Source organism: Mesorhizobium sp. LNJC394B00, from assembly GCF_000502555.1.
Lineage (GTDB): Bacteria > Pseudomonadota > Alphaproteobacteria > Rhizobiales > Rhizobiaceae > Mesorhizobium.
Map to the genome: position 1 here is coordinate 401,383 of NZ_AYWH01000005.1, position 20,994 is coordinate 422,376.

General features: G+C 63.2%; 18 protein-coding genes and 1 tRNA gene. 9 read left to right on the forward strand and 10 right to left on the reverse strand.

Annotated features, from left to right (window positions below; translation table 11 throughout):
- Positions 1-82: 82 nt before the first annotated feature.
- The 3 genes from mmsB to chvE form a co-directional block, all read right to left on the reverse strand.
- Positions 83-1,369: a multiple monosaccharide ABC transporter permease gene (gene mmsB, locus X751_RS144900; protein ID WP_023669637.1), complete on the reverse strand. Its 1,287-nt coding sequence runs from the start codon at positions 1,367-1,369 to the stop codon at positions 83-85.
- The gene (mmsA, locus tag X751_RS144895) at positions 1,366-2,898 is read right to left on the reverse strand and encodes a multiple monosaccharide ABC transporter ATP-binding protein (protein WP_031195625.1); all 1,533 of its coding nucleotides are present in this window, start codon (positions 2,896-2,898) and stop codon (positions 1,366-1,368) included. Before mmsA ends, mmsB begins: the two co-directional genes overlap by 4 nt.
- A gap of 152 nt (positions 2,899-3,050) precedes the next feature.
- Positions 3,051-4,121: a multiple monosaccharide ABC transporter substrate-binding protein gene (gene chvE / locus X751_RS144890; RefSeq protein WP_023681943.1), complete on the reverse strand. Its 1,071-nt coding sequence runs from the start codon at positions 4,119-4,121 to the stop codon at positions 3,051-3,053.
- Positions 4,122-4,415: 294 nt separating this feature from the next.
- On the opposite strand from chvE, the gene X751_RS144885 reads away from it, so the two are divergent.
- Positions 4,416-5,423 (forward strand): LysR family transcriptional regulator, encoded by a 1,008-nt coding sequence (locus X751_RS144885; protein WP_023669640.1) that lies wholly within the window; start codon positions 4,416-4,418, stop codon positions 5,421-5,423.
- A 4-nt stretch (positions 5,424-5,427) separates the two neighbouring features.
- Here the strand turns inward: X751_RS144885 and X751_RS144880 are convergent.
- Positions 5,428-5,501 (reverse strand) — tRNA-Gly (locus X751_RS144880).
- A gap of 181 nt (positions 5,502-5,682) precedes the next feature.
- Here X751_RS144880 and X751_RS144875 point away from each other — a divergent pair.
- A complete protein-coding gene (locus X751_RS144875) occupies positions 5,683-5,946 on the forward strand; it encodes a DUF6460 domain-containing protein (protein ID WP_023696688.1) in 264 nt (87 codons plus the stop codon).
- A gap of 68 nt (positions 5,947-6,014) precedes the next feature.
- Here X751_RS144875 and X751_RS144870 read toward each other — a convergent pair whose 3' ends face one another.
- Complete coding sequence (locus tag X751_RS144870) at positions 6,015-6,917, reverse strand: histone deacetylase (protein WP_023745302.1); 903 nt, start codon at positions 6,915-6,917, stop codon at positions 6,015-6,017.
- Positions 6,918-7,134: 217 nt separating this feature from the next.
- On the opposite strand from X751_RS144870, the gene X751_RS144865 reads away from it, so the two are divergent.
- The gene (locus X751_RS144865; protein ID WP_023745303.1) at positions 7,135-8,472 is read left to right on the forward strand and encodes an MATE family efflux transporter; all 1,338 of its coding nucleotides are present in this window, start codon (positions 7,135-7,137) and stop codon (positions 8,470-8,472) included.
- Here the strand turns inward: X751_RS144865 and X751_RS144860 are convergent.
- The gene (locus tag X751_RS144860) at positions 8,469-9,539 is read right to left on the reverse strand and encodes a quinone-dependent dihydroorotate dehydrogenase (protein ID WP_023711402.1); all 1,071 of its coding nucleotides are present in this window, start codon (positions 9,537-9,539) and stop codon (positions 8,469-8,471) included. The two genes, X751_RS144865 and X751_RS144860, sit on opposite strands and share 4 nt — an antisense overlap.
- Positions 9,536-9,886 (reverse strand): DUF952 domain-containing protein, encoded by a 351-nt coding sequence (locus X751_RS144855; RefSeq protein WP_023669645.1) that lies wholly within the window; start codon positions 9,884-9,886, stop codon positions 9,536-9,538. The genes X751_RS144860 and X751_RS144855 overlap by 4 nt, the downstream gene beginning before the upstream one ends.
- A gap of 105 nt (positions 9,887-9,991) precedes the next feature.
- Here X751_RS144855 and X751_RS144850 point away from each other — a divergent pair, with 105 nt between their 5' ends.
- Together X751_RS144850 and X751_RS144845 are read left to right on the forward strand one after the other, a co-directional pair.
- Positions 9,992-10,420: a hypothetical protein gene (locus X751_RS144850; RefSeq protein WP_023745304.1), complete on the forward strand. Its 429-nt coding sequence runs from the start codon at positions 9,992-9,994 to the stop codon at positions 10,418-10,420.
- Between the two features lie 117 nt (positions 10,421-10,537).
- The gene (locus tag X751_RS144845) at positions 10,538-11,197 is read left to right on the forward strand and encodes a response regulator transcription factor (protein ID WP_023740729.1); all 660 of its coding nucleotides are present in this window, start codon (positions 10,538-10,540) and stop codon (positions 11,195-11,197) included.
- A gap of 104 nt (positions 11,198-11,301) precedes the next feature.
- On the opposite strand, the gene X751_RS144840 is transcribed toward X751_RS144845, so the two are convergent.
- Positions 11,302-14,805, reverse strand: coding sequence for a PAS domain-containing hybrid sensor histidine kinase/response regulator (locus X751_RS144840; RefSeq protein WP_023745305.1), 3,504 nt, complete (start codon positions 14,803-14,805; stop codon positions 11,302-11,304).
- A gap of 252 nt (positions 14,806-15,057) precedes the next feature.
- Here X751_RS144840 and mscL point away from each other — a divergent pair, with 252 nt between their 5' ends.
- Together mscL and X751_RS144825 are read left to right on the forward strand one after the other, a co-directional pair.
- A complete protein-coding gene (mscL, locus tag X751_RS144830; RefSeq protein WP_023681933.1) occupies positions 15,058-15,477 on the forward strand; it encodes a large conductance mechanosensitive channel protein MscL in 420 nt (139 codons plus the stop codon).
- A gap of 157 nt (positions 15,478-15,634) precedes the next feature.
- On the forward strand, positions 15,635-16,801 hold the full coding sequence (locus X751_RS144825) for a pyridoxal phosphate-dependent aminotransferase (RefSeq protein WP_023745306.1): 1,167 nt from the start codon (positions 15,635-15,637) through the stop codon (positions 16,799-16,801).
- Between the two features lie 18 nt (positions 16,802-16,819).
- On the opposite strand, the gene hemA is transcribed toward X751_RS144825, so the two are convergent.
- On the reverse strand, positions 16,820-18,097 hold the full coding sequence (gene hemA, locus X751_RS144820; RefSeq protein WP_023745307.1) for a 5-aminolevulinate synthase: 1,278 nt from the start codon (positions 18,095-18,097) through the stop codon (positions 16,820-16,822).
- A gap of 279 nt (positions 18,098-18,376) precedes the next feature.
- Between hemA and galE the strand changes: the two genes are divergently transcribed.
- Both galE and X751_RS144810 read left to right on the forward strand, forming a co-directional pair.
- Positions 18,377-19,372, forward strand: coding sequence for a UDP-glucose 4-epimerase GalE (gene galE, locus X751_RS144815; RefSeq protein ID WP_023745308.1), 996 nt, complete (start codon positions 18,377-18,379; stop codon positions 19,370-19,372).
- 104 nt (positions 19,373-19,476) lie between these two features.
- Entirely contained in the window at positions 19,477-20,727 is a 1,251-nt protein-coding gene (locus tag X751_RS144810) for a D-amino acid dehydrogenase (RefSeq protein WP_023669653.1), read from the forward strand.
- Between the two features lie 7 nt (positions 20,728-20,734).
- On the opposite strand, the gene X751_RS144805 is transcribed toward X751_RS144810, so the two are convergent.
- Complete coding sequence (locus tag X751_RS144805; protein ID WP_023745309.1) at positions 20,735-20,944, reverse strand: hypothetical protein; 210 nt, start codon at positions 20,942-20,944, stop codon at positions 20,735-20,737.
- Between the last annotated feature and the right edge of the window lie 50 nt (positions 20,945-20,994).

Here is a 20,994-nt window from a genome sequence, read left to right on the forward strand (position 1 = left end):
ATCCCTCGGGGGACTTCTTATGCCGACAATTTGCCGGCTGCGCCGCGATCGTATGCCTCCTGCTTGCCTCGCCTGAAGCTTGTCAGGCCTTGTTCTTGTTGTAGACGTCGAAGATCACGGCGCCGAGCAGCACCAGGCCTTTGACCACCTGCTGCCAGTCGACATTGACGCCCATGATCGACATGCCGTTGTTCATCACGCCCATGATGAAGCCGCCGACGACCGCCCCGATGACCTGGCCGACGCCGCCCATCGCCGAGGCGCCGCCGATGAACACTGCGGCGATGACGTCGAGCTCCGAGCCGAGACCCGCCGCCGGCACCGCCTGGCCGAGACGAGCCGCGATGATCAGGCCGCCAAGCGCCGACAGCACGCCCATATTGATGAACACCATCAGCGTCAGCCGCTCGGTGTTGATGCCCGACAGCTGCGCCGCCTTGGGATTGCCGCCCATGGCGTAGATGCGCCTCCCGATGGTCATGCGCTTGGTGACGAAGACGAACAGCGTGATCAGCACGCCCATGACCAGCAGCACCACGGGCAGGCCGCGGTAGCTGGCAAACTCATAGACCAGGAACAGCGCCAGCGCGCTGGCGACCAGCGTCTTGACGACGAACAGGGTGAAGGGCTCGGCCTCATAACCATGGCGTTCTCGTTTGCGCCGGGTGCGGACCCCGAAATAGGCATAGGCGAGCACGGCGATCAGCCCCAGCACGACCGTCGTCATGTGCAGGGTCACGCCGCTGCCCATGATGGTCTTGCCGGCTGCGTTCACGACCGGCGGGACGAGCGTCAGTGGGCCGATCACATCCGGGATGAAGCCGGAACTGAGCATCTTGAAGTCGTCGGGAAGCGGACCCACCGACGAGCCGCCGCCAAGCAACGCCTGGCAAATGCCGCGGAAGATCAGCATTCCGGCCAGCGTGACAATGAAGCTCGGTATCCGGTGATAGGCGATCCAATACCCTTGCGCGGCGCCGATCAGGCCACCCGCGACCAGGCAGACGATTGAAACCACCAGGGGATTGCTCAGCGGTCCGAGTTGCCAGATGACCATCATATTTGCCGCCAGCGCGCCAATGAAACCGGCGACCGATCCGACGCTGAGGTCGATATAGCCCGATACGATCACCAGCAGCATGCCCAGCGCCATCACGATGATGAAGGAGTTCTGCTGCACCAGATTGCTGAGGTTGACCGGCTTGAACAACGTCCCCGACGTGGTGAACTGGAAGAACAGCATGATGACGATCAGGGCTATGATCAGTCCGTATTCGCGTAAATTCGTCGCCAGCGCCGAGACGGCGATGCGCGGGCGCTGTTCGTCGGCGACGTTGCCCTGCGGGGCGGGGGCGCTTTCGGTGCTCATGCTGCTTTTCCTTCTCCCCGGACGATGGCGCGCATTATCTTTTCCTGGCTTGCTTCCGCCGCCGGCATTTCGCCCACCATGCGCCCTTCGTTCATGACGTAGATGCGGTCGGTAATCCCTAGCAATTCCGGCATTTCCGACGAGATGACCACGATCGCCTTGCCCTCCGAGGCAAGGCGCGCGATGATCGTGTAGATTTCATACTTGGCGCCGACATCGATGCCGCGTGTCGGCTCGTCGAGGATCAGCACGTCAGGGTCGGCAAACAACCACTTCGACAGCACCACCTTCTGCTGGTTGCCGCCGGAAAGATTGCCGGTCATCTGATAGACGCTTGACGCACGGATATTGGTCTTCTTGCGATAGTCGTTGGCGACCGCAAGTTCGCGCATGTCGTCGATCACGCTGTGGCGCGACACGCCGTCGAGATTGGCCAGCGTAATGTTATGCTTGATATGGTCGATGAGGTTGAGGCCGTAGGTCTTGCGGTCCTCGGTGACATAGGCGATGCCGTGTTGGACCGCCTTGCTTACCGAGGAGACATCGACCGGCTTGCCCTTGAGCAGCACTTCGCCGGTGATGCGGCGGCCATAGGAGCGGCCGAACAGGCTCATGGCGAATTCGGTGCGGCCGGCGCCCATCAGCCCGGCGATGCCGACCACCTCGCCCTTGCGCACATTGATGTCGATGCCCTTGATCACCTGCCGCTCGGCATGGAGCGGGTGATAGACCGACCAGTTTTTCACCTCGAACACGACTTCGCCGATCTTGGGCTCGCGCGGCGGATAGCGGTCGTCTAGCGAACGGCCGACCATCGAGGTGATGATGCGGTCTTCGGAGATATCCTTCTTGGCCAGCGTCTCGATGGTGCGCCCGTCACGGATGACGGTTACCTTGTCGGCGACCCGGTTGATCTCGTTGAGCTTGTGCGAGATCAGGATCGAGGTCATGCCTTGCCGCTTGAATTCGAGCAGAAGATCGAGCAGCGCCTGGCTGTCTCTCTCGCTGAGCGACGCGGTCGGCTCATCGAGGATTAAAAGCTTGACGTCCTTGCTCAGCGCCTTGGCGATCTCGACCAGCTGCTGCTTGCCGACGCCGATATTGGTGATCAGTGTCTTGGGGTCCTCCTTGAGGCCCACCTTCTTCAACAGGGCAGCGGTGCGCGCCTCGTTGGCATCCCAGTCGATGACGCCGTATCGGGCGTTTTCGTTGCCGAGGAAGATATTTTCGGTGATCGACAGCATCGGCACCAGCGCTAGCTCCTGGTGGATGATGACGATGCCCTTGTGTTCGCTGTCATGGATACCTTTGAACTGGCATTCCTGACCCTGAAAAATGATCTGGCCGTCATAGGTGCCGGCGGGATAGACGCCCGACAGGACCTTCATCAGCGTCGACTTGCCGGCGCCGTTCTCGCCAACCACGGCGTGGATCTCGCCTTCTTCGACGCTGAGGTTGACGTTCGACAGCGCCTTCACGCCGGGGAACGTCTTGGTGATGTCGCGCATCTCCAAAATCGTCGTCATCAGGGCAAGCTCCTCCTGTTGCATGTCGCTCCAAAGTGCTTGCGGTTTGAGGCAACGACATGCACGCAAACTAAGTCCGGTAGAAACAATACCGGGGTCGCTTGTGAACGGAAAGGGGTCCTGCGTCGCGCAGGACCCCTGTCTTTATAAACGGATTACTTCAGTTCGTCGGCCTTGATGTAGCCGGAGTCGACGACCAGTGCCTGGTAGTTCGACTTGTCGACCTCATGCGGCGTCAAAAGGATCGAGGGGACGACCTTGACGTCGTTATTGTAGGTCTTTTCATCGAGGCCGTCCGGCTTGCCGCCCGAGAGCACCTTGTCGACGAGTTCGACGGTGGCCTTGGCCAGTTCGCGGGTGTCCTTGAACACGGTCGAGTATTGCTCGCCCGTGATGATCAGCTTGACCGAAGCGGTCTCGGCGTCCTGGCCGGTCACGATCGGCCACGGCTGGGCGTCGGTGCCGTAACCGACGGCGCGCAGCGAAGCGGTGATGCCGCGCGACAGGCCGTCATAGGGCGAAAGAACGCCATCGACGCGGCTGCCGTCCGAGTAGTTGGCCGACAGCAGGTTGTCCATGCGCGCCTGGGCGGTGGCGGCGAGCCAGCGCAGCGTGCCGACCTTGTCCATGCCGGTCTGGCCGGACTTGATCTTGATCGAGCCGTCATCGATCAGCGGCTGCAGCACCGAGATTGCGCCGTTGTAGAAGAAGAAGGCGTTGTTGTCGTCCGGCGAGCCGCCGAACAGTTCGACGTTCCACGGCTTGGTGTTCGGGAAGCGCTCCTTGAGGCCCTTGACCAGCGAGTTCGCCTGGATCACGCCGACGCCGAAATTGTCGAAGGTGGTGTAGTAATCGACATTGGCGGTCTTCTTGATCAGGCGGTCATAGGCGACGACGACGACGCCGGCGTCAGCGGCCTTCTGCAGCGCGTCCGACAGGGTCGTGCCGTCGATCGAAGCGATGATCAGCGCCTTCGGGCCCTTGGTGATTTCGTTTTCCAGCTGGCTGAGCTGGTTGGGGATGTCGTCCTGCGCGTACTGCAGGTCGACCGTGTAGCCGAGAGCTTCGAGCTGGGACTTGACGGCATCGCCGTCATTGATCCAGCGCTGCGAGGTCTTGGTCGGCATCAGCACGCCGACAAGACCCTTGTCGGCTGCGTGCGCCGAGTAGGTCATGGCAGCGATGCCAAGGGCCGCGACGGCGGCCAGTGTCTTGATGATTTTCACGTAAAACTCTCCCTGGTTGATGGACGCGACACCTCGGGGCTTCGCGGGCCGCGCAGTCGGGCGGATGCGCCAAAGCGCCGCCGCCGTCATAATCGATCTCCGGTATCCTCCCAATCGGCCCTCAGTCTTGATTTAAATCGATACGATTTTGCTCGTCATCGACGGTCAAGTCTTGAGGACGCGCGAAAGTGTGACCCTTTGCCATAACTGTCAAATGCGATCTTCGGTGGTTGCTATACCAAAACCGGTATATGACTAGATCGGGCTGGAACAGTGGCGGAAGCGGGAAAAGGCATGGCGGCTTTACGAGGTCCTCAGGGAATTTCAAGCGGTTACGATGAATTGCCGGGCGATGGCGAGACACTTCTGCGTAGCGGCTTGAGCCTGCGTCACATGCGCATGATCGCAGCACTCGACGATCACGGTCGGGTGAGTGCTGCCGCCCAGGTGATGAACATCTCGCAGCCGGCGGCCTCGCGCATGATTTCCGAGATGGAAGCGGTGCTCGAGGTGAAGCTCTGCGAAAGGCTGCCGCGCGGCATCACGCTCACCCCTTACGGCAAGGCGCTGGCCCGGCGCGCGCGCTCGATCCTGCTCGAAATGCGCGAGGCCGACCGCGAAATATCGGAGCTCAAGGCCGGCAAGGGCGGCTCGGTGTTCCTTGGCGCGGTGACGGCGCCGGCGATCGAACTGGCGGTCCCGGCGATCCGCGAGATACGCCGCCTCTATCCGCGCATCGAGATTACCATGCAGGTCGAGACGTCGAATGTGCTGGCGCGCGAACTGATCGCCACGCGCCATGATTTCATCATCGCCCGTGTTCCCGAAGACCTCAATCCGCGCCTGTTCGAATCCCGTGTCATCGGCGTCGAGAAGGCCTGCCTGATCGTGCGTCGCGGCCACCCGCTGAGCAATGGCCATCCTCTTAACAATGGGAGGGCGGTGCGGCTGGAGGACACCGCCGCCTTCGACTGGGTGTTCCAGTCGGGCGGGTCGCCGCTGCGCCAGGCGATGGAGAGCAATTTCCTGAACCGCAACATCGCCCTGCCGGACCGCATCCTCAACACCTCGTCGCTGCTGCTCACACTGGTCATGGTGGCGCAGTCCGACGCCATCGCCCCGGTGTCGATCCAGGTGGCAAAATTCATCCAGAACCCCGACGGTCTCGCCGGCGCCATCGATGTCGTCCAGACCGAGTTTGACATCGAGGTCCGCCCCTACAGCCTGATCACGGTGAAGAACCGCGTCCTGTCGCCGGCAGCCAAGATGCTGCACGATTTTATCTTGCGGGAGGTGGGATAGGAACTGGAGCGGGTAGAGGGAATCGAACCCTCGCGTTCAGCTTGGGAAGCTGACAAGCTACCATTACATCATACCCGCATTGGCCTCTCGATATCATGACGGGCGTGCTTCGGGCAATCGCCCTTGGACAGCTCTTCGGAAACGGCTGTTGGAAACCCCGACCGATTGCGCCAGTCCGCCTGCCTTGATGCGGGCGCAGCAAGTGCGTATTCGTGGGTTTGTACCCCGAATCCGGGCATACCAATCTGGAGGCAGCCCCTTGTCCACAGTGACGCGCTTTCTCGGTGACTCGCCCGTCAGGGTGATCGTCAAGCTGCTGGTCGTGTCGTTCCTCGTCGGCCTGGTCATGAATGCGTTCGGCTGGACGCCGATGGACGTCTTCTACCGCATCCAGGGTTTCTTCATCGATCTGTGGAACCTCGGCTTCAACGCGGTCTATCGCTTCTTGGGCTATATCCTGCTCGGCGCCGCGATCGTCGTGCCGGTGTTCATCCTGCTCAGGCTCGCGAACTACCGGAAGTGAAGCGGAGGCATGATCCCGAAAAGTGGCAACCGGTTTTCGGAAAAGATTGTGCTCAAACCGAAGGCCACTCAGGCAAAGTCCGACGCCACCTCGAACAGGATGGCGTGGCGCGCGGCCAGCGCTGCGACATCGGTCGAATAGCCGCCGCCGATGACACCGCAGACCGGGATGCCCAGCGCGCGGAAATGACCGATCACCATGGCGTCGCGGGCACGCACGCCGTCATCGCTGAGCGATAGCCGGCCGAGCCGGTCCTCGGCATGCACGTCGACGCCGGCATTGTAGAAGACGATGTCCCAGTGCGCCTTGGCCGAGAGCTCCGGCAGGAGGGCGCCCAGCCGCTCGAGATAGGCGCCATCGCCGGTGCCGTCCGGCAGCGCAAAGTCGAGATCGGAGGCAATCTTGCGCACCGGATAATTGCGCTCGCCATGCATGGAGAAGGTGAAGGCGCGTGGTTCGTCTCTCAGTATATCCGCCGTGCCGTCGCCCTGATGCACATCGAGATCGACGATCAGGATTTTTTGGGCGGAACCTTCGGCCAGCAGCACCAGCGAAGCGACGGCGACATCGTTGAAAGTGCAGAAGCCCGCGCCTTGCGCATGCCGCGCATGGTGGCTGCCGCCGGCAGTGTTACAGGCAATGCCGTTGATAAGCGCCAGCCGCGCGGCCAGCACCGTACCACCGGCGGCGAGTTGCGCCCTGAGCGAAACGCGCGGACCCACGGGAAAGCCGATCTCGCGCTCGATCTTTTCAGGCACCGAACACGTGATGACTTGGTCGACATAATCAGCCGCATGGGCGAGCTTCAGCCAGGAGGCCGGCGCCGGCGCCGGCATCGACAGCGCATCGGCGTGGATCAGACCCCTGATATGCAAGGCCTGCATCAGCAGCGGATATTTGCTCATCGGAAAGCGATGATTGACGGCGAAGCCGGCATCGTAGTCGGGGTGGTGGACGATCTGCAGGGGCATGGCTAAAGCAATTCCAGTAAAAGTGTGCAGCGGTTTTCCCGGGAGAAGCGCATAGCGCTTCCCCTTGGGAATTGCTTAAAACCAGTACTCGGATCCGGCGGGCTCGCGCCTGAAGAACATTTCGGTTGGCCGTCACGGCAAGAGTGATTGCGCGGTGGCCGGAAAATGGGGCACATCGGCTGTTCGATCAAGCCGCAATCAGCAAGGCAGCAATCCCCTGGACACGGGTGCAACCCCAGCCGACGCGAGACCCTTCGCCGTCACCAACCGTTCGGTGCTCGCCATCGCCGTGCCGATGACGTTCGCCTATCTGACGACGCCGCTGCTCGGCATCGCCGACACGGCGGTGGTCGGGCAGTTCGGCGATGCCGCCCTGCTCGGCGGCCTGGCGGCTGGGGCGCTGATCTTCGACGTCGTCTTCAGCACCTTCAATTTCCTGCGCTCCGGCACCACCGGCCTCGTCGCCCAGGCGTTCGGGCGCGCCGACGAACTGGAGGAGCAGGCGGTGTTCTGGCGCGCCGTGCTGATCGCGGTCGCCGCCGGCATCGTGCTTGTCGTCCTTGCGCCGCTGATTGCCATCGCCGGCCAGAAATTCATCGGCGGCGAGGCGCGCGTCGGCGAAGCGATGGGCGTCTATATCCACATCAGAATGCTCGCCGCCCCCTTCACGCTGATCAACTACGCCATCCTCGGCTATGTCCTTGGACGCGGCGAGGGCGGGCTTGGGCTGATGCTGCAGGCGGTGCTCAACGGCATCAACATCGTGCTTTGCATCCTGCTCGGCCTGAAGCTTGGCTGGGGCGTCGCCGGCGTGGCCTGGGCGACCGTCACCGGCGAATGTCTGGCCATGCTGCTGGGTCTCGCCATCGTTGTCTGGCGCTTCCGGGCCGCACCCCGCCTGCCGCGGCATCGCCTGCTCGACATGCCCGCTTTCCTGCGCATGCTGTCGCTCAACCGCGATATCATGATCCGCTCGTTCTCGCTGCTCGCCGCTTTCGCGCTGTTCACCCGCCAGGGCGCGCAGTTCGGCACGCTGACGCTGGCCGCCAATGCCGTGCTGATGAACTTCTTCCTCGTCGCCGGCTATTTTCTCGACGGTTTCGCCACCGCGGCCGAACAGTTGGCGGGACGCGCGATCGGCGCACGTGCCGAGACGGCGTTCCGCCGGGCGGTACGTCTGACCTTATTCTGGGGGTTCGGCCTCGCCGGAACCGCCACGCTGATCTTCTGGCTCGGCGGCGCCGGCCTGATTTCTTTGATCACCACGTCGCAGGACGTTCGTGCTGTTGCCGACATCTATCTGCCGTGGGCGGCACTGACACCGTTGAGCGGCGTGCTGGCCTTCCAGATGGACGGCGTCTTCATCGGCGCCACGTGGTCGCGCGACATGCGCAACATGATGCTGGTGTCGTTCCTGGCCTTCAGCGCCGCATTGTTCAGCTTGGCGCCGTCTCTCGGCAATCACGGCCTGTGGGCGGCGCTGCACGTTTTCCTGCTGGTGCGCGGCTTCAGCCTGCTGGCCATCCTGCGGCTCCGGTTGCGCACGGCGTTTTAGAGCGGCCTGGCAGCCCACTGATCGAGCCGGCTGTCGCGCAGTTCGCGCAATGATTTCAGCCGCTCCTTGTCGGCAAATCGCACCATCCCGGCAAGGATGCGCCCCGGCAGCGCCGGCCCGGCATAGATCATGCCGGTGTAGAGCTGGACGAGATCGGCGCCGGCGCGGATTTTCTCCAGCGCGTTCTCGGCCGAATCGACGCCGCCGACGCCGATAATGGCGCGCTCCGGCCCGAGCAATTTGCGCATCTTGGCCAGCACGATGGTCGAACGCTCGAACAGCGGTTTGCCGGAGAGCCCGCCGGTCTCGCTGGTGGCGCTACGCAATCCGGTTCGCGCCAGCGTCGTGTTGGAGACGATGACGCCGTCAATCTGCTTCTCGCTGACTTCGGCGGCGATGTCTTCAAGCTCGGCCTCGACCAGATCGGGCGCGATCTTCAGGAAGAGGGGCGGCTGCGCCGAAGCTGCTGCACGCACCGACATGACCCGAGACAACAGTTCGCCGAGCTGTTCGCGCGCCTGCATGGTGCGCAGGCCGGGCGTGTTGGGCGACGAGATGTTGACGGTGAGATAGCTGGCGTATTTCGCAAAACGGGAAACGCCCAACTCATAGTCACGGACACGATCGGCGCTGTCCTTGTTGGCGCCGATGTTGACGCCGACAATGCCGCCGCGTCCCTGGCGCGCGGCAAGGCGTTTTTCCGCCGCCTCGTGGCCCTCATTGTTGAAGCCCAGGCGGTTGATCACCGCATCATCCTCAGTCAGCCGGAAAATGCGCGGCTTCGGATTGCCGGCCTGCGGCAGCGGCGTCACGGTGCCGACTTCGGCAAAGCCGAAGCCGAGGCCAAGCAGCGCGTCGGGCACCTCGGCGTTCTTGTCGTAGCCTGCGGCCATGCCGAGCGGATTGGGGAAGGCGATGCCACAGAGGCTGAGCTTCAACCTGTCGTCGCGCACCGTCCGCGCGCCGACCGGCAGACCGCATCGCAGCGCCGCGATCGACATGCCATGCGCCGTTTCCGGATCGAAGGTGAACAGCAGTTTCTGGCCGATGCGATCGAACACGATCATTCGGCCTCCAGCGCCGGGAATTGATGGGCGCCGTCGGCCCCGAGCGGCAGTGGCCGCACCCACAGCACGGCGCTCATATCGAGCACGCCATAGAGATGCGGGAACAGCGCGCCGCCCCGCGAGACCTCGTATTTCAGCGCGTCACCGAGCAGCGCCCCGTCGATGGCGATCAGCAGCAAATCCATCTGGCCGGCGAAATGCTTCGCCGCCGTCTCCCTGACCTGATCAGCGGTGGAGAAATGGATGAAGCCGTCGGCGATATCGATCGGAGCGCCGGTGAAACGGCCGTTTTTCTCGGCCTCGCGCCAAAGCGCTTCGGGCGCGATCTTGTAGATAATCTGAGACATGGTTGCGCTATAATCCGAACCGATCATGCGGGGAAGGGCAACTCGTCCGCATTTACGGCGCAAAGCTGTGATAGGTTGCGCATACTGGCTCGTGGAGGATGGAACATGCGTCTGCAGCACATACTGATCCCCGCCGCACTGGTCTCGCTGGTTGCGGCATCGGCCTGGTCCGAAGAGACCGACCGCTACCGGCTGGAAAAATCCGCCAACGGTTATGTCCGCATGGACACCCGGACCGGCGCCATGTCGATCTGCGAGGAGCGCTCCGGCCAGCTCGTCTGCAAGATGGCCGCCGACGAACGCGCCGCCTTCCAGGACGAAGTCGACCGTTTGCAGGCCTCGATGAAAGCAATGGACGAACGCGTCGCCAAGCTCGAGAACTCGCTGTCCGCCCGCCTCGAATCGAAGCTGCCGAGCGAGGAGGATTTCGACAAGACGATGAGCTATATGGAGCGCATGCTGCGCGGCTTCATGGGCATCGTCAAGGAAATGGACAAGGATGACGGCGCCAATCTCAATTCGAAAAAGACCTGAACTGCCCGGCGGGGAAATGCCCCGTCCGGCCATTGCCGCTTGAAACAAAGCGCTTCGCCGCATAATCGTCCGGTCCCGTAAAAGCCGATAATCAATAAGGGATTTGGGGAGGAACATTTGCCGTCGGGCTACACCTTCGTCATTGCCGACGACCATCCGCTGTTCCGCGGCGCCTTGAAAGAGGCGCTTGCCGGCGTCGGCGATGTCGCCGCCATTCACGAGGCCGGCGATTTCGAAAGCGCCAAGGCGCTGGTCGTGGCCCATGAGGATGTCGACCTCGTGCTGCTCGATCTGTCGATGCCGGGCGCCAGCGGCCTGTCCGGTCTGATCGCGCTGCGCGGCATCCACCCGGCGGTGCCGCTGGTGGTGGTGTCGGCCCACGACGACCCGGTGACCATCCGGCGCGCGCTCGATCTCGGCGCATCCGGTTTCATCTCCAAATCGGCCAGCATGGAGGAAATCCGCAGCGCCGTGCAGACGGTGCTGGCAGGCGATATCGCAGCCCCCGTCGGCATCGACCTCGGCGTCGAGCGCGACCCCGAAATATCCGACCTGATCAAGCGGCTGCAGGCGCTGACGCCGCAGCAGACGCGTGTCCTCGGCATGCTGGCCGAAGGCCTGCTCAACAAGCAGATCGCGTACGAACTCAGCGTCTCCGAAGCGACGGTAAAGGCGCATGTCTCGGCCATCCTGCAAAAGCTCGGCGTCGACAGCCGCACCCAGGCGGTGATCCAGCTGTCCAAGATCGGCAGCGATCCGTTGCAGCCAGCAGGCTAAAGCGCATCGCGCTGAACGGATTCATGCGACCCGCTTTAGCTCTTGTTCGATGCATGTCGTGGTCCCAGAACCGGGGCACACTTCTGGGCGACATGCATTGAACCCTACTCGGCCGCCGATGCCAGCGGCCTGACCCTTGCCATCATGGAACGCAGCACGGCCGGCTTCAGCGGCTTGTTGATCACCGGCACGTCCAGGGCGGCGGCAGCGGCACGGACCTCGGTGGAGCGGTCGGCGGTGACCAGCACGGCCGGCAGGTCCGAACCATGGATGTCACGCAGGCGGGCGATGATGTCGAGGCCGCTTCTGCCATCGAGATGATAGTCGGCAAGCACGATGTCGGGACGATCGGCCCTGCCAAAATCCTCCGAACCCGAAAACGTGCCGATGCTGCAGCCCCAGCCCTCGAGCAGAAGCCGCATGCCGTCGAGGATGCGGGCGTCGTTGTCGATGCACATGACGCGCAGGCCGGCCAGCGAATTCGCGGTGCGGGCAGGCGCCTTCGGCTCGACCTCGCGCCGCGGCGCCTCAACCGCCGCAACCGGCAGGATAACGGAAAAGCGCGTACCCTTGCCCGGGTTGGAAAAGATCTGGATCTCGAGCCGCAGCACCCGCGCGATGCGGTCGACGATGGACAGGCCAAGGCCGAGACCTTCGGCCTCGCGCACGCCTTCGTCCAGCCGGGTGAACTCGTTGAAGACCGTGTTCAGCTTGTCGCCGGCAATGCCGATGCCAGTGTCGATCACCTGGATTTCCGCGAGTTCGCCGCGCCGTCGCACGCCGACCAGGATGCGGCCATGGGGGGTGTATTTGATGGCGTTGGAGACCAGATTCTGGATCAGCCGGCGCAGCAGGTTGCGGTCCGTCAACACGCTGAGCGACGAGGCTATGATCGTCAGATCGAGTTTCTTTTCGGCGGCGAGCGGCTGAAAATCATTGCCGATCTGGCGCAGCAGCCCGTCCAGGCGGAAGGCGCTGTCGTCCGGCTTCATTGCGCCGGCGTCGAGGCGCGAAATGTCGAGCACGGCGCCCAGGATCGTCTCGACCGATTCGAGCGAGGATTCGATGTTGACGGCAGCCTTGCCCGCCGGCCCCTTGCCGGCTTTTTCGATCAGCGACGAGCAGTAGAGACGGGCGGCGTTCAAAGGCTGCAGGATGTCGTGGCCGGCGGCGGCGAGGAAGCGCGTCTTGCCCAGATTAGCCTCCTCGGCCAGCATCTGCGCCTGCGCCAGCTCCTCATTGACCCGGGTCAACTCCTCGTTGACTCTAGTCAGTTCGATGGTCCGCGTCTTGACCCGCTGCTCCAGCGATTCATTGGCCCGCTTCAGCGCCAAATCCTGTTCGACGCGTCCTGATATGTCGGCATAGGTGGCGACGATTCCGCCGTCCGGCATCGGGTTGGAGCGCAGTTCGAGGATACGGCCACTGGTCTTCAACTCCATCTGCCATGGGCTGACGAAGCTGGTCAGCCGGTTGAGCATCGCCACGCGCTGGTCGGCCGGAATATCGCCGCGCTCGGCGAGGTGGCGCAGGATGCGGTCGAGCGAGACGCCGACCTGGCCCATCTCGTCGGGCAGGTCGAACAGCGCGCGATATTGTCTGTTCCAGCAGATCAGACGAAAATCGCGGTCGAATACGGTGATGCCCTGCTCCATCTGGTCGAGCGCGATCTGCAGCAGGTCGCGATTGTGCTGCAGCGCTTCGGTGGCGTCGTCGAGCAGGCGAAAGGCGTCCTTGGACTCGCGGTCGTTGCGGCGAAACAGCAGCGACAGGATCAGCCGCGCCGAAGACGAGCCGACCGCGCTCGCCAGCAGCTGCTCGGAAAAGCGGATGACATCCATGCTGGCCTGCTCATTGCCGTGCAGCGAGACGCCATTGCTTTTCTCGAAGGATTGGAAGGAGCGCTCGGTGCGCTCGACGCCGAGGTAGCGCGAGATGGTGTCCTTCAGCACGTTGACGGTGATGGCGGTGCGGAAGCGGCGCAGGCTGGGCATCGGGCCGGATTCGCGCGGCACGAAGATCGACGCCTGGATCCGCTCCAGCGGCACTGACGCGCGCGACAGCGAGCCGAGCACGAAGAACAGCGTGTTGACCGACAGGCTCCAGAGCACGCCGTGGTTCAACGGTTCGGCGACGGTGCCGAACAGAGCCTGCGGCCGCAGCGCCTCGAAACCGAACAACCCCTGCACGACGATGTCCGCGTCGGCTGCCGAGAGCGACGGCAAAAGCAGCGTATAGCCCCAGACGAGGATGCCGGCGACCATGCCAAGGGCCGCGCCGCGGCCATTGGCGCCGCGCCAGATCAGCCCGCCGATCAGCGCCGGCGCGAATTGGGCGATTGCCGCGAACGACATCAGGCCGATCGACGACAGCCGCGCCGAGTTGGTGCTTTCGCGGTAGTAGAGGAAGGCAATGAACAACAGGATGAAGATGGCGCCGCGCCGCACGTTGAGGATCAGCGTCGACCAATCCTCATTCTCCGAGGTCGTGGTCTTGAGCAGGCGGCGCACGAACAGCGGGATGACGAGGTCGTTGGAGATCATGATCGACAGCGCCACGCTTTCGACGATCACCATGGCGGTCGCCGCCGACAGCCCACCGATGAAGGCGGCCATGGCGAGGAAGTCATGGCCGCCGAACAAGGGCAGTGCCAGCACATAGAGGTCACTGGTGGTTTTGGTGCCGACCAGCGCCAGGCCGGCGAAGGCGATCGGCAGCACGAACAGGTTTATCGCTACGAGATAGAGCGGGAACACCCAGGTCGCGGTGCGCAGTTCGGCCTCGCCGCGGTTCTCGACGATGGTGACGTAGAACTGGCGCGGCAGCATGATGATGGCAAAGCCGCTCAGGCAAGTCAGCACCAGCCAGGTGGCGAGCGAGGTGTCGTAGCCCATGGCCTGCCGCACCTGGCTGTTTTCGGCCAGCTTGTCGATCATGTCGCCCGGGCCGCCGAAGATCAGGAAGGTGACCATCAGGCCGATCGCCAGGAAGGCGGCGAGCTTGACCACGGTTTCGACCGCCACCGCCAGCACCAGCCCGTCCTGGTGCTCGGTGGCGTCGGCATGGCGGGTGCCGAACAGCACCGCAAACAGCGCCAAGAGCATGGCCACCACCAGCGAGATGTCGCTGACGAAGGGATCGAAGGAGGGCGGCGATCCCGTATAATGCTCGACCATCAGGCCGACCGAACCGGAGATCGCCTTCAATTGCAGTGCGATATAGGGCACCGCGCCGATGGTGGCGATCAGCGTGGCGATCGCCGAGACGGCAAAGCTCTTGCCATAGCGGGCGCCCAGGAAGTCGGCGATCGAGGTGATCTTCTCGCTCTTGGCCAGCCGCACGATGCGATTGAGCAGCGGAAAGCCGAACACGAACACCAGCACCGGCCCGGTGTAGATGCCCAAAAATTCGAGGCCGCGCTCGGACGACAGGCCGACCGAGCCGAAGAAGGTCCAGGAGGTGCAGTAGATGGCGAGGCTGAGCGCATAGATGAAGGGCCGGGCGCGGCCGGGTCCCAGCGCCGTTGAACGCCGGTCGCCGAGGCTGGCGATGACGAACAGCAGCGTTACATAGGCGACCGCAATGATGACGATGAACCAGCCCTGCACGGCCCGAAAATCCTCCTCGGCCAGCTTTCACCCCGGCCTGCCCAGAGGCAATCACAGCTCTAAGGTCAAGTCCATCGCGGCTTTCCGGCGCATGGCCGCGACGCGGCCCTGTCGAACCGTGACCCAAGGTAAGGAGAAAGCGGTGTTTTCCAGCTTTTGCTTCTGTTGCAACCGCAGGTTTTTGTTATGGTGCGCACGGGCCGACGCCGGAGGGACGGCGGCAGCGCGGTCCGTCATGACAAGGAGGGTCGAATGCTGAAAGAATTCCAGGAATTCATTTCCAAAGGAAATGTGATGGACCTTGCGGTCGGCGTCATCATCGGCGCGGCCTTCAGCAAGATCGTCGATTCTCTTGTCAATGACATCATCATGCCTTTCATCGGCGCACTTGGTGGCGTCGACTTTTCCAACTACTTCATAGGCCTCTCATCAACAGTGCATTCGACCAATCTTGCCGACGCGCGTAAGGAAGGCGCGGTGTTCGCCTACGGCAATTTTATCACCGTGGCGCTGAATTTCGTCATCCTGGCTTTCATCATCTTCCTTATGGTCAAGGCCGTGAACAACATGCGCAAGCGGCTCGAGCGCGAGAAGCCGGCCGCACCTGCGGCTCCGCCGCCGGCTGACGTCGCACTGCTCACCGAGATTCGCGATCTCCTCGCCAGGAAATAGACAAGGCCAGATTTCTGGACCAAAACCCCGGTCGTTCGCGGCCGGGGTTTTCTGTTGCCGCATCTGCTAAGAGCATCCGCCAATGCATGTCGCCCATAAGTGCGCAGCGGTTCTGGATAATGACATGCATCAAAGCGGACATCAAAACGGACCTGTCATGACCCTGATCGATAGCTTGCGCGCCGAAGCGGTGGCCGCCCCCGAAAGCGGCATTGTCGCCGTCGTCAATTACGGCCGTACGCGCGAGGGCATGATCCCGCTCTGGGCCGGTGAAGGCGATTTGCCGACGCCTGCCTTCATTTCGGAAGCCGCCGCCAAGGGGCTAGCCAATGGCGAGACCTTCTATACCTGGCAGAAAGGCATTCCGGAGCTGAGGCAAGCGCTTTCTCGCTACTATGCCAGGCATTTCGGCAAGAGCTTCGCCGAAGAGGAATTCATCGCCACCGGTTCCGGCATGCATGCCATTCAGTTGGCATTAGCCGCGGTCGCCGGCAGCGGCGACGAGGTGGTCTATCTCTCCCCGGCGTGGCCGAATTTCGCCGCCGCCGCCGGTATTTCCGGCGCTACCCCGGTTGCGGTCACGCTCGACCAGTCGGGCAATGGCTGGTCCTGCGATATCGACAAAATTGCGGCTGCGGTGACGCCGCGCACCAAGGCGCTGTTCGTCAACACGCCATCGAACCCCACCGGCTGGACGGCCGATAAGGAAACGCTGCAGGCGATCCTGAATCTCGCCCGCCAAAATGGCCTGTGGATCATCGCCGACGAGATCTATTCGCTGTTCCACTACGGCCACGGCCGTGCGCCGTCCTTCCTCGACATTTCGACCGCGGAAGACCGCATCCTGTTCGTCAACTCCTTTTCCAAGAACTGGGCGATGACCGGCTGGCGCGTCGGCTGGATCAAGACCCATCCCGAGCTGCAGCAGGTGTTCGAGAACCTGATCCAGTATTCGACCTCAGGCGTCGCCCAGTTCATGCAGCGCGGCGCCGTCGCGGCGCTGGACCACGGTGATGCCTTCATCGTCGAGCAGGTGGAGCGCGCCAGGAAAGCGCGCGACCTGGTCTGCGATATTCTCGGCGCAACCGGCAAAGCGCGCTTCACCGTGCCGCAAGGCGCGTTCTATTTGTTTTTCACGGTCGACGGCATCACCGATCCGCGCCGGGCTGCTTTCGACATCGTCGACAAGGCCAATGTCGGCCTGGCGCCGGGCACCGCCTTCGGCCCTGGCGGAGAGGCGTTTTTGCGCCTGTGCTTCCACCGCCGCCTCGACCAACTCGAGGAAGCGGCACACCGGCTGGCGGGATGGATGAGGACGGTTTGAGGTGAATGGGCGGCGGCTTCAGCCGCCCGACTTCGGCACAAGCAGCGGCACAATCCGGTCGCTCTTGGCGACAGTGGGCCGTCCGGCGGAGCCGTAGGGAATGCCCAGCGCATCCCATGTCTCGACCAGCGCGTCCTGCAGTCCCGCAATCAGGGTATCGGTATGGAACGGCGTCGGCGTGATGCGCAGCCGCTCGGTGCCGCGCGGCACGGTCGGATAGTTGATCGGCTGGATGTAGATGCCGTGCACGCCGAGCAGACGGTCGCTGGCCATCTTGCAGAGTTCGGGGTCACCGACCAGCACCGGCACGATGTGTGTCGGCGATTCCATCACCGGCAGGCCGGCTGCAGACAGAACCTCCTTGGTCCGCGACGCTTGGCGCTGTTGCGCATCGCGCTCGGCTTGCGACCGCTTGAGGTGGCGGATGGACGTGGTGGCGGCGGCGGCGATCGCCGGCGGCAGCGCCGTGGTGAAGATGAAGCCCGGCGCATAGGAGCGCACCGCGTCGATGACGGCGCTGTTGCCGGCGATATAGCCGCCCAGCGTGCCGAACGCCTTGGCCAGCGTGCCTTCGATGATGTCGATGCGGTCGGCCAGCCCCTCGCGCTCGGTGATGCCGCCGCCGCGCGGTCCGTACATGCCGACGGCATGGACCTCGTCAATATAGGTCATGGCGTTGTAGCGTTCGGCCAGTTCGACGATCTGCTTGATCGGCGCGATGTCGCCATCCATCGAATAGACGCTCTCGAACACGATCAGCTTGGCGCGTTCGCGGCCCGCCGCCTGTAGCAGGCTTTCGAGATGCGCGACGTCATTGTGACGGAAGATCTTCTTTTCGGCACCCGAGCGCCGCACGCCTTCGATCATCGAGGCATGGTTGAGCTCGTCCGAAATGATCAGGCAATTGGGCAAAAGCCGCGCAATGGTCGAAATCGAGGCCTCGTTGGAGACGAAGCCGGAGGTGAAGACGAGCGCGGCTTCCTTGTCGTGCAGGTCGGCCAGTTCCAGCTCAAGCTCGACCAACGGGTTCGAGGTGCCGGAAATGTTGCGGGTGCCGCCGGCGCCCGAACCCATCTTGCCGGCCGCGTTCTGGAAAGCGGCGATGACATCGGGGTTCTGGCCCATGCCGAGATAGTCGTTGGAGCACCAGACGGTGATTTCCTCGGCGCGGCCGTTGGAACGCCAGATAGCGCGCGGAAACTTGCCGACAATGCGCTCGAGATCGGCGAAAACCCGGTAGCGCCGCTCGGCGTGGAGCTGGTCGATCGCTTCCTCGAAGAACCGCTGATAGTTCATGTCGCCTTCCCAGTTTTGCGCGGGATCATAATCGTTGGCCCATTCGTCGTCCACTGGGCCGTTTTGGTCAAAATGCCACGCCCCAAGCCTGTTCCTAACGATGCCAGATCGTGGCCTATTCCCTTGATGTGGATCAATTTTGTTTCCGTACGATGCCACAGGCCGGTGAGACTGTTACGGATCTAACATTCAGGCGTTTCTAATGGCCTTGCCGCAGGCTTTCCAGTAAGGCGGTGATTGAGACAGTTTCCGACAAATTATGAGTAAAAGAGGACGCGGATGACGGTTTTGGTAACGGGCGGCGCCGGCTATATCGGCAGCCACATGGTCTGGGAACTGCTGGATGCCGGCGAGAGCGTCGTCGTTCTCGACCGCCTTTCCACGGGCTTCGAATGGGCGGTGGCGCCGGAGGCCAAGCTGGTCGTCGGCGATGTCGCCGATAGGGAATTGGTCAGCCAGATCATCCGGGATAACAAGGTCGACGCGATCATCCACTTCGCCGGTTCGATCGTGGTCCCGGAATCGGTTGTCGACCCGCTCGCCTATTACGAGAACAACACCTCGAAGACGCGCACGCTGATCGAAACCGCGGTACGAGAGGGCGTGCCGCATTTCATCTTCTCCTCGACCGCCGCCGTCTATGGCGGCGCCGGCCTGGAGCCGGTGCGCGAGGATGCCCGCCTGGCGCCGGAATCGCCCTACGGCCTGTCCAAGCTGATGAGCGAATGGATGCTGCGCGACGCAGCGCTTGCGCATCCCTTGCGCTACACGGCCCTGCGCTACTTCAACGTCGCCGGCGCCGACCCCAGGGGCCGGACGGGTCAGTCGACGCCTGGCGCCACGCATCTGATCAAGGTCGCCTGCGAGACCGCGCTCGGCAAACGCCCCTTCATGCAGGTGTTCGGCACCGATTATCCGACGCCGGACGGCACCTGCATGCGCGATTATATCCATGTCAGCGACCTGGCCGCGGCGCATCGGCTGGCGCTGCAGCGGCTGCGCGCCGGCGGCGGCAGCCTCGTCGCCAATTGCGGCTACAGCCACGGCTATTCGGTGCTCGAGGTCATCGACAGCGTGCGGCGCGCCTTCGGCCGGGATTTCGAGGTCAAGATGGGCGACCGGCGCCCCGGCGACGCCGCCGCCGTGGTTGCCAATTCGGACCTTGCACGCGCCGAACTCGGCTGGACCCCGCAACGCGACGACCTCGACCAGATCGTCGCCGATGCGCTCGCCTGGGAGCGCATCCTCACCGGCAAGAACTCCGCGCGGGGCTGAGCCGGGCACTTCCGAGGGCTCGCAAGGCGCGCGGCGAAGCGCTATTGAAGGCATTGGCGATGCGGCGTGGAGGCGCTGCGCCGCGAAGAGCTTTGGGGGGTGGCATGAAGATAACGGTGCTTGGAGCCGGTGTTGTCGGCACCGCGGCCGCGTATTATCTGGCCGCCGACGGCCATGAGGTCACCGTTATCGAGCGCCATCCGGCGCCGGCGCGCGGCACCAGCCAGTCCAATGCCGGTCTGGTGTCGCCGGGCGACGCCACCGCCTGGGCCTCGCCGGCGGCGCTGAAGACCTTCCTGCGCGCTCTCTGGAACCATGATCTCGGCATCAAGGTCAGGCTGCGCTTCGATCCTTATTTCCTCGCCTGGAGCCTGCGTTTCCTGCGCCAGTGCACCGTGGCCCGGCTGCGCGCCAACAGCCAGGTCAAACTGCGCCTGGCGCTCTATTCGCGCGACTGCATCAACGCGCTCTCCGACGCCACCGGCATCCACTATGACGAGCGCAAGAAGGGCATTCTTTATTTCTTCCGCTCGCAGCACAGTCTCGACACCGGCACTGACAACTACCAGTTTCTGGCAAAGCATGGCCTGCCGATCGAGATCGTCGGCCGCGACCGGCTGGTCGAACTTGAGCCCGGGCTCGCCGGCGTGAAGGAAAAGATCGCCGGCGGCGTTTATTCGCCAATCGACCAGACCGGCGATTCCAGGATATTCGTCGATGGGCTGGCCGCCTATGCCGCCGAAAAGCTCGGCGTCAGATTCCTGTTCGACACCACGGTCGAGGGGCTCGACATAGAGGGCGACTGGGTACGTGCGGTCATGACATCGGCCGGCCCGGTGACGGGCGACGCCGTCGTCATCGCCATGGGCCCCGAGAGCGGCCTGATCGGTCGCCGCTACGGTATCGACCTGCCCGTCTATCCGGTTAAAGGCTATAGCGCGACCATCCCGCTGGAGGACGAGAGCAAGGGACCGACCATGGGCGGCGCCGACGAGGACCGGCTGGTTGGTTACTCCAGGCTCGGAAACCGCCTGCGCATGTCCTCGACAGCCGAGTTCACCGGCTTCGACCGCAGCTTCAAGCCCAGCGACTTCAAGTCTATGCTGAGCACCGGCAAAGACCTTTTCCCTGGCGCTTTCGACGAGAAGAAGGCGCTGTTGTGGGCAGGTCTGCGGCCGATGATGCCCAACTCGGTGCCGGTCATCGGCAAGGCGAAATACAAGAACCTTTACCTCGACACCGGCCACGGCCATGTCGGCTGGACCATGGCCTGCGGCTCGGGCAAGTTCCTGGCCGACCTCGTCGCCGGCCGCAAGCCGGAGATCGACCCGCAAGGGCTGGTCTACGGGAACTGAGGGAGCTCTAGTCGTCGTGTTGGCATCGAGTCCATTCGCCGTGCACCCATTCGGCAAGCCATCCGCGCTCAAGCTGGCCAATCTGTGCCAAGTTTTCCTGCCTGGCGGTCAAATGGCCGAGACCGATAACTTCGAAATCTCCACAGTCCGCGGGATGATCATGTTCGCCGCAGGTCAGTTGCCACTCACCATCGAAATGATGAACGACCAGCGTCACCGGCCTCTCCGATCGAAAGACGTGCCCACATACAATTGCTCTGGTTTCCA